This window comes from Variovorax sp. J22R115, assembly GCF_030317005.1.
In the GTDB taxonomy this organism is placed as follows: Bacteria; Pseudomonadota; Gammaproteobacteria; order Burkholderiales; family Burkholderiaceae_C; genus Variovorax.
This window is the reverse complement of sequence record NZ_JASZYM010000003.1, coordinates 413,152-425,213: the sequence shown is the minus strand read 5'-3', so window position 1 is coordinate 425,213 and position 12,062 is coordinate 413,152. Positions and strand designations below refer to the sequence as shown.

Here is a 12,062-nt window from a genome sequence, read left to right as displayed (position 1 = left end):
GCAAGGCCGCCAATACGGCGGCCCTGCCCACCAAAACGATGCCGGGCCTGCTCGAATGAGCAAAGCGGATGCATCGTCATCGTCGGGTTCATTCAATCACGTCCGCAGATCACGTTCTGCAGACCATCCCTAAAGACCCGTTCGTGCTGCCGTGCGACCTACGGACGTCTTTCCGTGCCCTGCATTAGCATTGGCGCTGAGAGGAGGCAGATGAATGCCGGCAAACATCGACCCGAACGCCCAGATAACCGGGTTTCTTAACTACTACTTCAAGATCAAAGCGCCAAAGTACGCAGTCATGTTGAAGGGACCATGGGGCTCCGGAAAGACTTGGTTCATCGAGGAGCAGCTGAAGCATCTACCCACGGATCAGAGGACCCTCTATGTCAGCTTGTACGGGGTAAGCTCGAAGTCGGAAATTGAGGATCAGTTCTTCGAACAACTGCACCCTATCCTGGCACACAAGGGGACCAAGGTGGCTGGAAAGATCCTGAAGGGTGCACTCAAGGCAACGCTCAAGATCGACTTGGACAACGATGGGAAATCAGATGGAAGCGTATCCGTCGGAGTGCCAGATGTGAACGTAGCCGACTTGCTGAAGAACTCCAAGGGCGGCCTCAATCTGATCTTCGATGACGTCGAGCGCTGCGAGATCCCTCACTCTCAACTCTTTGGATATATCAACTACTTCGTCGAGCACGACCAGACAAGAGTAGTCCTCCTGGCCAACGAGGACGAAATCATCGCCAAAGAGAGGAGATCCGCCCCGGCAGAGAGCCAGACCAAGGATGAAATCCAGTACCTGCGTGTGCGCGAGAAGCTCATAGGGAAGACCTTTGAAGTGCATCCCGATCTGCCGAGAGCGCTTAGTAAGTTCCTCGAGGAAGTTAGCGACGGGGATGCAAAGAAGGCCTTGGAGCGCGAGAGAAGTCTGGTTGCAGACCTGCATGCCTGTTCTGGCTATCGCAACTTGCGCCACTTGCGGCAAGCAGTACTTGATTTTGACCGCTTGGTTGGCGAAATCGATGCCACCACTCGAATCGAAGAGATGCTACGCGGCATCCTCGCTACCTTCCTGGTCTACACCTTCGAGATTAGATCCGGGTCTTTGCGAGCCGACGAGATCCGGACCGTGGACTCTTGGCTAGCCTTGATGAAAGAAGACAGTAGGGACGTAGCACGGGAGTTGAGCCAGAAATACCCTCCATTGAAGGCACTTGATTCCGTTTTGCCGAGCGAGCTATGGGCAAGGATCATGGACACAGGTCTTCTGGATGGAGAAGCCATTCGAGCGGCCGTGCGGCAGAGCAAGTTCGTCGCAAAACAGGATGAACGTCCCGATTGGCTCCAGCTTTGGGACGCATTCAGTATGGAGGATGTTGCCCTAAGCAAGTTGCTGGCTAAGGCCGAGAATCGACTTCGAAGCTGCGAGTACACCGTGCTGGGTGAGCTGATGCACATAGCGGGCGCCATGATCGGACTCTCGTCGATTGGTGTGTATGCAACCCCGGCCCGCCACATTGCGAAGCTTGCATTGGCAAACGTTGACCAGTTGCCATCAGAACAGCTCTTGTCTGATGAAGACGATGGGTTGAGGAGGGGAAGCTGGGCAGGACGGATCTTTCATGGCGCCGACAGGCCCGAGTTCAAACAGTTTCAAGCAGCTGTAGACAAGAAGCAGGCCCGCGCCAAAGTGGAGTCGTATGCGGACAAGGCGGATCAACTGCTCCAGGCGTTAATGAGAAAAGACCCCTCGGCATTTGCGGGCTCGATCGCATGGAGCAATAGCGGGGGCGGTCCGCTTGCAAGTGAGCCGATACTCGTAAAGATTGAACCCAAGTCTTTTGTTCAAGCAATCGAAGTGTTGAGTGGAAGTGAGCTCGCCCAAATTGGGCTTGCGTTCAAGCGCAGATACGAAGGCAACAGGAGTGAATTGGCCAGCGAGAGGCGATGGCTCAACGCCGTTGCCAAGCAACTCGCGCCATGGAGGCATCAAAAAGGCACGTTGAGCGGCTTCTATCTTCGGTTGCTTCGTCAGGAAGTTACAAGGGCTGCACAAGGCTTTTCGCTGACGACTGTCAAGAAGAAATTGGTTTCAGAGGATTCGGAGTTATAGGTCAGGGCAAAGGGCCCGCGTGTCGAGAGCCCTGGCTTCAACGTATCGCTAGCGGCGACGCCGGCGGGGTGGGCGTCGCAATGCTGGAGGTGCGATCTTTGAGCCGGGGGGACCGCGGAGGTGGGTGCGGGTCCGAGAGCAATTTCCCTGCACTTCTTGCCGCTTGGGGCCGGCACAGCATCGTGCGGCTGACCCGTCGACCTCCGCAATTGGCCGTGGAACCGAGATTGCTTCGACATCGCTCCTCAGCTAGGCTTCGCGTCCAGGCGGACCGAACAGCCGGAGGTCTCATGGCTACCTTCGACTACTTCTCTTGGCAGCGTCCATTTTGCTCGGCGATGTCTGCTGTACCAGCATAAGAAGACGGCCATGCGCAGTTCCTTGAATTTCTTCTATCAGTCTTGAACGGTGGATCGCAGGAAGTACCTCGCAGCGATTTCCGCCCGCAAGAACTACGCGCAAACCGCCGCAAAACGGTCTCTAGAACAGTCCTGGCTCGGACGGCGGCTGTATCACCTTCCCGCTGTACGTGCGTGGAGCGCGCGGCGGAAGCGGAGCCTCATAGGTCTCGAGTGGTCCCATCCACTGGCTGAAGAACTTCGGTGCTTGGGCGAGGGGGCAAGTTAGCCAAGCGTCGTAGTCGGCCGGGTCGAGAACTACCACCATCCTCTTCTCGTCCTCTGCCTTGTGAAAACGCTGCATGACCGGGTGGCCGGCCGCGTTGACCGTCAACATCGCGAAGCTGTAGAGCTCATGCCCGGTCTCCGGGACTCGCCACTTCGTGTAGATCCCAGCGATGCCCATTGGTACGTCCCCTGGTTGATAGATCCTCCAGCGCACGGCCTTGCCCGTTTCGTAGCTGGGCTCGAAGATGCTCTCGGCCGGGATGATGCAGCGCTGGCTGCGACGCCAGGCGTCTTTGAAGCTCGGAAGCGTGGCTACGGTCTCGGTCCTAGCGTTGTAGGTGCGCCGACCATAGGCAAGCTCCTTAGCGAAATACGGAAGGAGGCCAAAGGCGCCGTCGTGGACTATGCGGTTGCCGGATCCGTCCTCGGCGAGCCGAATGAACGGTGCTAGGCCGGTTGGGAAGACGGTGGCGATCGGATCATCGCGACCTCGGACCACGCCGAAGAAGCTCAGCAGTCGATCGGCACGAGAGACAGCTTCGTAGTTGGAGCACATGATTGGAATGATGCCCTAGCCCTCGGCGGACGACCGTGTCTCGCAGTACCAGACCTGATAGCACCAGCGCTTCTCCACCTTCTCGAAGGGGGCGAAGCTGATGGTGTCGTTTGCGCAGGCCGCGAGTTCGGGGCGCCAGAGGATTCCCAGCGGTGGCGTCATGTGGCCGGGGCCGTTCGCTTCGTACAGGCCAAGTTGCAGGCGCGCCTCCGCCGGGTCAGGATTCCATGGAAATCAACAGCTCAGCGACTGTTCCCCGACACGGCGCGCCCTGCCTCTGAAGACCCGCTCGTGGCCTGGAACTGCACCGCCTCGTGCTTAGGAAAGCAAGAGCGTGAGAACCACCGCGAGCGCTATGGCTACCACAAGGACCAGGCCATCTAGCAATCGGACCGCGCGCCATACGAACCGTGGCACCTCGCTAGCAAACTGACGCAACCCATCGGCGTGGGGCGCCCCGCGCGGAAGAAGGGCGGCCGCGCCCAGAGCGCCCAGGACGAGCAAGGCCGCAGTACACAAGACCGCAGCAATCACGGCCGCGGACGCCACGAGAGACAGCAATACACCGTTCATGTTTCAATTCTGGCGTGCCAATCGGTTAGTGCGCACACACGCGAACGCGCAACGGGGGCGACTCAGTTCGCTAGGGTGGCGGTGCCGCGGCTGATCGCGCCATTGAGCAACTCAACTGGCGAACTCCCGCGACTCCACTTCATCCTTTGCGGCTTCCAGCACACGTGCAGGGTCCGACAGGAGAAGCTGGCGCGGACGCTTTCCACCAAGAAAGCCGTTCGTGCTCTCGAACCAGGTCGCCAGCCACTCGGCGCTGTGTTTACCCAGCACCTGCAGGACGTCCTTCATCGCAGGCAGCGGATGAAAGTCGCCGCCCAGTGCGTAGCGTGGGTACAGGTCTCGGTTGCCTTGTCGAAGCGCGAAGACACGGCCCTGAGCCTTCCAGCGGCTGACGCTTCCTATTGGATTGCCGGGGCCCAGCTTTGCAAACTCAGCCACTTGCTGCGCCGTGTACCACTCCGTGCCTTCCTGGATGGCGCTACGGGCGCGCCCCTCCATCCGCGCTTGTGCAGAGTGGGCTGGCGTGATCTCTGCTCGTCCCGCGAACAGCTCTACGAGCGTCTCGAGTGCAGCTAGGCGGCGCTCGTGTCGAACGGCCAGTACTGCGGTGAGCAAGTCAGGCAGCATCTCCTGAACCTCGCGAATGTCCTTCTCCGTCAGCTCATGGGATATTTGGTGAGGGTCCAGATCAACGTGAAAGCTTAGGTTCTTCATGGCGGCTCCGCCGCGCAGCGGTGCGAATTGTGCAAGTTAGCATAGTCAACTCGCACAACTCACACAAAAGCTCGGCCATTTTTGCTGGACCCCGGGGAGGTCAGCGCCCGCGGCGCGTGGTCCAGCCGCACTCAGGCGTCCAGACGAAGCCTACGCCTCGTATGTAAAACGATCCCGACCATGCATTGTGTCGACATCCCGCTTATAGCGGAGGCGTTCTGTGAACCCTGCATTTCGCAGTACCTCTCGCACGCGCATAACTTCCTTGCGAGCTCGCCAGCTACGCGTGTAGACGCAAATAACGTGTTCTGCGTAGCCAACGAGGATGCCTTGACGCGTGCTGACCTTCGCGCAAGACAATCCGTTGGTCGATACCAGCGCGAGTACCTGGATCCAAGCTTTGTCAATCGTCTCCGGCGGCCTGTAGACAAGCCATTTTCCCGATTGATCGGTACTCGAGAACACCTCGCCAGGCGCCGTGATGCTCAGCCACGGCTCTTGCAGCGCGATGCTCGGATTGAGGATGCTCTCCAACATTCACGAAATTCTGTGTGTACCGTGCCTTGTAGGCAAGAGGAGGCATCAAGGCAGCTTCTAGCCGCGTAGCGGGCGCCAGGCTCACGTCGGAAACTTCGCTCCCGCGTGCATTGGATGCCTGCGAGGTTGACGACTCTTCTTCTCGTCGGCCTTCGAAGCCCAGCTCGAATGTCCACTTCTGAGCGGATTGAGCGCCGTCGGGACCGCGGCTGCGAGGCTGGTTTCCATGGGTCTGCAGGAAGCGAAGCTCGGATGTCCTAGCGAAGCAGTAGGCCGCCCGGTTTGCCTCTCGAACAATCCGATCGCCGGCTCCGAGCACCGACCGGTGGCTCGCTAGTTCCAGGCGATGACGCTCACATCTCGCGTGCGTCGGTGCGATGGGCCTGCTGAGCTACGCCGGATCAGCAAAAATGCATCGCTGTATCGATAACGAGACTTATCAAAAGGGGAGGGGATTTCTGAAGCATCGCCTCGCTACATCGCAGCTATTGGGTGGACCCCAGGGCAATGCGCGCCCCGAGCTATGCCGTCCAAGGCGCGTGTGCTCCACCGCTTGTGCGATTCCAGGGCTTAGTTTTTTTCTCAGGAGCGACCACGCCGGGTGCGTCGTTTCGCCGATTCACGCAGGTCAGCGATTCGACTTGCGATTCCGTTCTCACGATCCAGCGTTGTAAACGGGTTCAGTGGGAAGATCTGAGCCGGATGAGTGCTCGGAGGGACTTGGAGGATTGACTTGCGAAAGTTCGCTTGAAAGCTGAGGTCATTCGAGACGCTGCTGCAGAACCGCCAGAGCGCTGGCCAAGCCTTGGTCAGATTGCGAATAGGGGGATTCGAATTGCGCGACGCTTACCCATTGCCCTTCTTGCCCCGGGTGAACGTAACTCGCGTAGTCGTCGACGAGAAGCGCCTGCTGCGCCGCCTCGATGCCGGGAATGAAGGTCAGGTCTTTGGTCGCGCCGCTCCACTCAACGTACTCGACAGACGCGAACCATGCCGGTGCGAGGCCTTCGATCCGCGCTTCCCGGTAGAGCCCCCGGTCGCAGTGCCGACCCGATCCTGCGGCCGGTCCTCCACGATTTGGCAAGTGCGTCTACTACTGTGTTTCAAGAGTCGCTAACGAATGCGCGCGTGCGCGTCGCGATCGACATGTAGAGTAGACAATTCGGGCGAATTGAAAAGAGTAGGGAACTTTGCTGCTCGGAGTAGAGAACGGTTGATTTTTACCAGACCGTGCGGATTGGGACGTCTTCCGCGCGACCGGCGTCGCCCACTTGATGGCCATCTCGGGCCTTCACATCACCATGTTCGCGTGGCTTGCCGCCTTGGCGGTCGAAGTCCTGTGGCGGCGCAGCGGCAGATGGATGCTGCGCTGGCCGGCGCAGCATGCGGGGCTGGTCGGCGGCGTGCTGCTCGCCACGCTCTATGCCGCATTCAGCGGCTGGGGAGTGCCCTCGCAGCGAACGGTGTGGATGCTGGCTGCCGTCGCCTTGCTGCGCATGACGGGGCGGCGTTGGCCTTGGCCCTATGTCTGGCTCTGCACCTGCGCGGTCGTGGTGGCGTTCGACCCTTGGGCCCTGATGCAGCCGGGCTTCTGGCTGAGCTTCGTGGCGGTGGGGGTCCTGTTTGCCGCGGATGCCGGAGAACCTCATGGCGAGCGCTCTGGCGTCGCAAGCCGTCTGGCGCGCGTGTGGCGCGAGCAATGGGTCGTCACGCTGGCGTTGACGCCGCTGACGCTGCTGCTGTTCCAGCAGATCTCCGCCGTGGGCTTGTTGGCGAATGGGGTCGCGATTCCATGGGTCACGCTGGTTGTGACGCCGCTGGCCATGCTGGGCGTCGTCTTGCATCCGCTGTGGGATATCGCCGCGTGGGCCGTGCAGGTCCTGTCAGTGCTCCTGCAGTGGCTCGCTCGCCTGCCATTCGCCACCTTGTCGATGCCAGCACCTGCGTTGTGGATGGCAGTCGCCGGCGTGGCGGGCGGCATCCTGCTCGCCATGCGCCTGCCTTGGTCGATGCGTTTGCTGGGTCTCCCTCTGGTGCTGCCGGCGTTGCTCTGGCAAGCGCCGCGCCCGGCCATGGGCGAGTTCGAGCTTCTGGCGGCAGATATCGGGCAGGGCAATGCCGTGCTGGTGCGTACGGCTACGCACAGCCTGCTCTACGACGCCGGGCCCCGCTACAGCCCGGAGAGCGATGCTGGCCAGCGCGTGCTCGTGCCCCTGTTGCGCGCCCTCGGCGAACGGCTCGACACGCTCGTGCTGAGCCATCGCGACAGCGATCACACCGGTGGGGCGCCCGCGGTGCTTACCATGCAGCCGAAGGCCGAACTGCTGAGTTCGATCGAGGCAGAGCATCCGCTTCAGGCGCTGCGAACCGCCCGGCGCTGCGAGGCGGGCCAGCGCTGGACCTGGGACGGCGTGGTCTTCGAAGTGCTTCAACCGGCCGCGTCCGACTATCGGACCTTCACCAAACCCAATGCGGTCTCGTGCGTTCTTCGCATAGGCAATGGCCGGGCAACGGCCATGCTGGCCGGTGACATCGAGCGTCTGCAAGAGGCGGCGCTGGTCGCTCGCACGTCCGATCTGCGCGCCGACCTGCTTCTCGTGCCTCATCACGGGAGCAAGACCTCGTCGAGTGATCTGCTGCTCGATGCCGTCCGGCCGCGCGTCGCGCTCGTCCAGGCCGGCTACCGCAACCGATTCGGGCATCCGGCGCCGGAGGTGGTCGGGCGCTATGTCGAGCGCGGCATCGCGCTGGCCGACTCCCCGCATTGCGGCGCGGCATCCTGGTCCAGCAGTGCCCCGGGCACGGTCGGGTGCCTGCGGCAACAGGCACGCCGCTACTGGCACCATGAAATGCCGCAGCTTTCCGGCAGTGTTTGGCCTTGAACTTGCTAAGCTATGCCCAAGGAGATTGGTCGTCCCATGCACAAATTCGATGAGATGTATGAGCAGCTGCCCTACAACGGCGCAGCGGTCCGAAGCCACTACAAACGCTACGACCAATGGCTTGCGAAGCAACCCGGCGAGGTGATGCGATCGCGGCGCGAGGAGGCGGAAATGATCTTCCGCCGGGTCGGCATCACCTTTGCCGTCTATGGCGCGAAGGACGAGGACGGCTCCGGCACCGAGCGCCTGATTCCCTTCGACCTGCTGCCGCGGATCATCCCGGCGCACGAGTGGGCCTCGATGGAAAAAGGCCTGGTGCAGCGCGTGACGGCGCTCAACCGCTTCATCCATGACGTCTATCACGGCCAGGAAATCATCAAGGCCGGCGTCATTCCGGCCGAACAGATCCTGAAAAACGCCCAATACCGGCCGGAAATGGTCGGCGTCAAGGTGCCCAACGACGTCTACTCGCACATCGCCGGCATCGACATCGTCCGGGCGCCGGACGCCAGCGGCAACGGCGAGTACTACGTCCTGGAGGACAACCTGCGCGTGCCCAGCGGCGTGAGCTACATGCTGGAGAACCGCAAGATGATGATGCGGCTCTTTCCCGAGCTGTTCAGCCAGAACCGCATCGCACCCGTTGCCCACTACCCCGACCTGCTGCTCGAAACCCTGCGCGCGTCCGCGCCGCCGGCCACCGCCGAGCCCACCGTGGTGGTGCTCACTCCCGGCATGTACAACAGCGCCTACTTCGAGCACGCCTTCCTCGCGCAGCAGATGGGGGTGGAACTGGTCGAAGGGCAGGATCTCTTCGTCAAGGACGACTTTGTCTACATGCGCACCACACGCGGACCGAAGCGCGTGGACGTCATCTACCGCCGCGTCGACGACGACTTCCTCGACCCCGAAGTCTTCCGCCCGACCTCCACGCTCGGCACCGCCGGCCTGATGCGCGCCTACCGCGAAGGCAACGTCGTCATCTGCAATGCCGTCGGCACCGGCGTCGCGGACGACAAGTCGATCTACCCCTACGTGCCGAAGATGATCGAGTTCTATCTCGGCGAGAAGCCCATCCTCAAGAACGTGCCCACTTACATGTGCCGCAACAAGGACGAGCTCGATTACACGCTCGCGAACATGAAGGACCTGGTCGTCAAGGAAGTGCACGGCGCCGGCGGCTACGGCATGCTGATCGGCCCGGCGGCCACCCAGGCCGAGATCGAGGACTTCAAGAAGGCCGTGCTCGCCAAGCCCGACGGCTACATCGCGCAGCCCACGCTGAGCCTCTCTACCTCGCCAACCTTCGTGGATGCGGGCATTGCGCCGCGCCACATCGACCTGCGGCCCTTCGTGCTGTCGGCCAAGGAAGTGCAGATGGTGCCGGGCGGCCTTACGCGCGTCGCGCTCAAGGAGGGTTCGCTGGTCGTCAACTCGTCGCAGGGCGGCGGCACCAAGGACACCTGGATTCTCGAGGCGGACCGCGGCGCCAAGCCGCGCGAAGCCTCGCCGCAATCGCAATCGCAAACCCAGTCGTCGTCCTGATCAGGGGAGCCACAAGATATGTTGTCACGCACCGCCGATCACCTCTACTGGATGTCGCGCTACACCGAGCGCGCGGAGAACACCGCGCGCATGCTCGACGTCAACTACCAGACCTCGCTGCTGCCGCAATCCGCCGAGGTCGCCAAGTACGGCTGGCAGGGGCTGCTCTCCATCAGCGAGCTGCTGCCGCTCTACAACGAGAAGCACGACGGGTTCAAGCCCGACGAGGTGATGGAGTTCATGGTCAAGGACGAGTCGAATCCCTCGTCCATCCTCTCGTGCCTGCGCGCCGCGCGAGAGAACGCCCGCGCCGTGCGCGGCGCGCTCACCACCGAAGCCTGGGAAACGCAGAACACCACCTGGCTCGAAGTCAACCGCATGCTGCGTGCCGGTGATTTCGAGCGCGACCCGGCGCAGTTCTTCGAGTGGGTCAAGTTCCGCTCGCACCTCTCGCGGGGCGTGACGCTGGGCACCATGCTGCAGGACGAGGCTTTCTACTTTTCGCGCCTCGGCACCTTCCTGGAACGCGCCGACAACACGGCGCGGCTGGTCGACGTCAAGTTCCACGCACTCAACAGCGAGTTCTTCGGCACCGCCACCGAGGAGGACCAGGAGTACGACTTCTATCACTGGAGCGCGATCCTGCGCAGCGTCTCGGCCTTCGAGGTCTATCGCAAGGTGTACCGCGACGTGATCAAGCCCGAGCGCGTGGCCGAACTGCTGATCCTGCGCGCCGACATGCCGCGCTCGCTGCACGCGAGCTTGCAGGAGGTCGTCAACAACCTCGACAAGGTGAAGAACGAGCAGAGCGCGGAGACGCAGCGGCGTGCGGGCAAGCTGCTTGCCGACCTGCAATATGCGCGCGTCGACGAGATCCTCGCGACCGGGCTGCATGCGTATCTGACGCAGTTCCTGGATCGAGTGAATGAGCTGGGGTGGCGGATCAGCCAGGACTTCCTGGTGCCTGGGCACTAGAGCCCACCCCCCAGGCTTCGCGCACTTTGCTTCAACGTGTCGTGGCTTGGCGTACGGCCCGTTCCCAGCGGGCCATCGATTCCTCGGCTTGAGCGCGGCCCATCGTGGGCATGAAGCGTCTTTCGATGCGCCACAGCTTCGACAACTGCCCGACGTCGCTGTACACGCCCGTCGACAGCCCCGCGAGATAGGCGGCGCCCAGCGCCGTGGTCTCCGTCACTTCCGGTCGAACAACCGGTATGCCGAGCAGATCTGCCTGGAACTGCATCAGCAGGTTGTTCACGCACGCGCCGCCATCCACCCGCAGTTCCGCCACCGGCGTTCCGCCCGCCGCAACCGCATCGCGGCTCATCGCCTGCAACAGCGCGGCGCTCTGGTAAGCGATGCTTTCCAGGGCAGCGCGCGCGATGTGCGCGACGGTGGTGCCCCTGGTCAGCCCGGTGATGATCCCTCGCGCATCGGCGTCCCAATAGGGCGCGCCGAGCCCGGTGAAGGCCGGCACCATCATCACGCCGCCCGCGTCGGGCACGCTCTCCGCCAATGCCTGCACTTGCGCGCTGCCTGGAATGGCCTTGAGGCCATCGCGCAGCCACTGCACGACCGCGCCGCCGACGAACACGCTGCCTTCCATCGCGTACTGCGGCTGCGCGCTGGTCTGCGCGGCGCTCGTGACGAGCAGGCCGTTGTGCGAGGGCTGGAAGGCGCTGCCTGTGTGCATCAGCAGGAAGCAGCCGGTGCCGTACGTGTTCTTCGCCATGCCGCCCTCGAAGCAGGCCTGGCCGAAGAGGGCGCTCTGCTGGTCGCCCGCGACGCCGCCGATCGGCAGGCTGCGCTCCAGCAGGGCCGCGTCGGTATCGGCGAAGTGCGCACTCGACGGCCTGACCTCCGGCATCAGCGATGCGGGGATGTCGAGGGCCTTCAGCAGGTCCGCGTCCCACTGGTTGCTGTGCACGTTGAAGAGCATGGTGCGCGACGCATTGCTCACGTCCGTGACATGCACCTTGCCGCCGGTCAGCTGCCAGATGAGCCAGCTGTCGATGGTGCCGAAGGCCAGCTCTCCGCGCTCGGCCTGGGCGCGCACACCGGGCACGTTGTCGAGCAGCCAGCGCAGCTTGGTGCCGGAGAAATAGGCATCGATCACGAGGCCGGTCTTCTCGCGGATGGTGTCGGTCATGCCGTCTTCGCGCAGCCTGGCGCACAGCGGTTCGGCGCGGCGGTCCTGCCAGACGATGGCGTGATGCACCGGGTGGCCGGTCTTGCGGTTCCACACCACCGTGGTCTCACGCTGATTGGTAATGCCGACCGCGTGGATGTCGCTTGCCTTCAGCTGGGCCTTGGCGAGCACGTCGCGCGCGGTGGCGAGCTGGCCCGTCCAGATCTCCATCGGGTCGTGCTCGACCCAGCCGGGCCTCGGATAGATCTGCGTGAGTTCCTGTTGGGCGATGGCGACGATGCGGCCCTCGCGATCGAAGACGATGCTGCGGGAGCTCGACGTGCCCTGGTCGAGGGCGAGCAGGTAGGTCATGACAAAGAGTCCT

At 62.5% G+C, this 12,062-nt stretch carries 9 protein-coding genes and 1 pseudogene; 4 read left to right on the top strand and 6 right to left on the bottom strand.

The features are described 5' to 3' along the window. Positions 1–214: 214 nt before the first annotated feature. Positions 215–2,116 carry a P-loop NTPase fold protein gene (locus tag QTI04_RS07345; RefSeq protein ID WP_286614751.1) on the top strand — a complete coding sequence of 634 codons (1,902 nt, stop codon included), beginning with the start codon at positions 215–217 and terminating at the stop codon, positions 2,114–2,116. A 480-nt stretch (positions 2,117–2,596) separates the two neighbouring features. Here the strand turns inward: QTI04_RS07345 and QTI04_RS07340 are convergent, their stop codons facing one another. From QTI04_RS07340 to QTI04_RS07320, 5 genes are all read right to left on the bottom strand, one after another. Then, positions 2,597–3,298, bottom strand: a complete 702-nt coding sequence (locus QTI04_RS07340) for an SOS response-associated peptidase (RefSeq protein WP_286614748.1) — start codon at positions 3,296–3,298, stop codon at positions 2,597–2,599. Positions 3,299–3,313: 15 nt separating this feature from the next. Beyond that, positions 3,314–3,460: a hypothetical protein gene (locus tag QTI04_RS07335; RefSeq protein WP_286614747.1), complete on the bottom strand. Its 147-nt coding sequence runs from the start codon at positions 3,458–3,460 to the stop codon at positions 3,314–3,316. Positions 3,461–3,982: 522 nt separating this feature from the next. Next, a complete protein-coding gene (locus QTI04_RS07330; protein WP_286614744.1) occupies positions 3,983–4,585 on the bottom strand; it encodes a hypothetical protein in 603 nt (200 codons plus the stop codon). 150 nt (positions 4,586–4,735) lie between these two features. Further along, the gene (locus tag QTI04_RS07325; RefSeq protein WP_286614743.1) at positions 4,736–5,122 is read right to left on the bottom strand and encodes a putative phosphothreonine lyase domain-containg protein; all 387 of its coding nucleotides are present in this window, start codon (positions 5,120–5,122) and stop codon (positions 4,736–4,738) included. Positions 5,123–5,882: 760 nt separating this feature from the next. Then, entirely contained in the window at positions 5,883–6,206 is a 324-nt protein-coding gene (locus tag QTI04_RS07320; protein WP_286614742.1) for a hypothetical protein, read from the bottom strand. A gap of 142 nt (positions 6,207–6,348) precedes the next feature. On the opposite strand from QTI04_RS07320, the pseudogene QTI04_RS07315 reads away from it, so the two are divergent. The 3 genes and pseudogenes from QTI04_RS07315 to QTI04_RS07305 all read left to right on the top strand — a co-directional run. Further along, positions 6,349–8,004: pseudogene (locus tag QTI04_RS07315) on the top strand (DNA internalization-related competence protein ComEC/Rec2); the annotation flags it as partial. Positions 8,005–8,040: 36 nt separating this feature from the next. Beyond that, positions 8,041–9,549, top strand: a complete 1,509-nt coding sequence (locus QTI04_RS07310) for a circularly permuted type 2 ATP-grasp protein (RefSeq protein WP_286614739.1) — start codon at positions 8,041–8,043, stop codon at positions 9,547–9,549. A gap of 18 nt (positions 9,550–9,567) precedes the next feature. After that, positions 9,568–10,524: an alpha-E domain-containing protein gene (locus QTI04_RS07305; RefSeq protein ID WP_286600042.1), complete on the top strand. Its 957-nt coding sequence runs from the start codon at positions 9,568–9,570 to the stop codon at positions 10,522–10,524. Positions 10,525–10,555: 31 nt separating this feature from the next. Here QTI04_RS07305 and glpK read toward each other — a convergent pair whose 3' ends face one another. Next, positions 10,556–12,049: a glycerol kinase GlpK gene (gene glpK / locus QTI04_RS07300; RefSeq protein ID WP_286600043.1), complete on the bottom strand. Its 1,494-nt coding sequence runs from the start codon at positions 12,047–12,049 to the stop codon at positions 10,556–10,558. Positions 12,050–12,062: the final 13 nt, after the last annotated feature.

Excerpts from the sequence above, each read along its gene's own strand:
- QTI04_RS07305 (WP_286600042.1), top strand. The coding sequence starts at position 9,568 with ATGTTGTCACGCACCGCCGATCACCTCTACTGGATGTCGCGCTACACC.
- QTI04_RS07345 (WP_286614751.1), top strand. The coding sequence starts at position 215 with ATGCCGGCAAACATCGACCCGAACGCCCAGATAACCGGGTTTCTTAAC.
- QTI04_RS07340 (WP_286614748.1), bottom strand. The coding sequence starts at position 3,298 with ATGTGCTCCAACTACGAAGCTGTCTCTCGTGCCGATCGACTGCTGAGC.
- QTI04_RS07325 (WP_286614743.1), bottom strand. The coding sequence starts at position 5,122 with ATGTTGGAGAGCATCCTCAATCCGAGCATCGCGCTGCAAGAGCCGTGG.
- QTI04_RS07335 (WP_286614747.1), bottom strand. The coding sequence starts at position 3,460 with ATGACGCCACCGCTGGGAATCCTCTGGCGCCCCGAACTCGCGGCCTGC.
- QTI04_RS07310 (WP_286614739.1), top strand. The coding sequence starts at position 8,041 with ATGCACAAATTCGATGAGATGTATGAGCAGCTGCCCTACAACGGCGCA.
- glpK (WP_286600043.1), bottom strand. The coding sequence starts at position 12,049 with ATGACCTACCTGCTCGCCCTCGACCAGGGCACGTCGAGCTCCCGCAGC.
- QTI04_RS07330 (WP_286614744.1), bottom strand. The coding sequence starts at position 4,585 with ATGAAGAACCTAAGCTTTCACGTTGATCTGGACCCTCACCAAATATCC.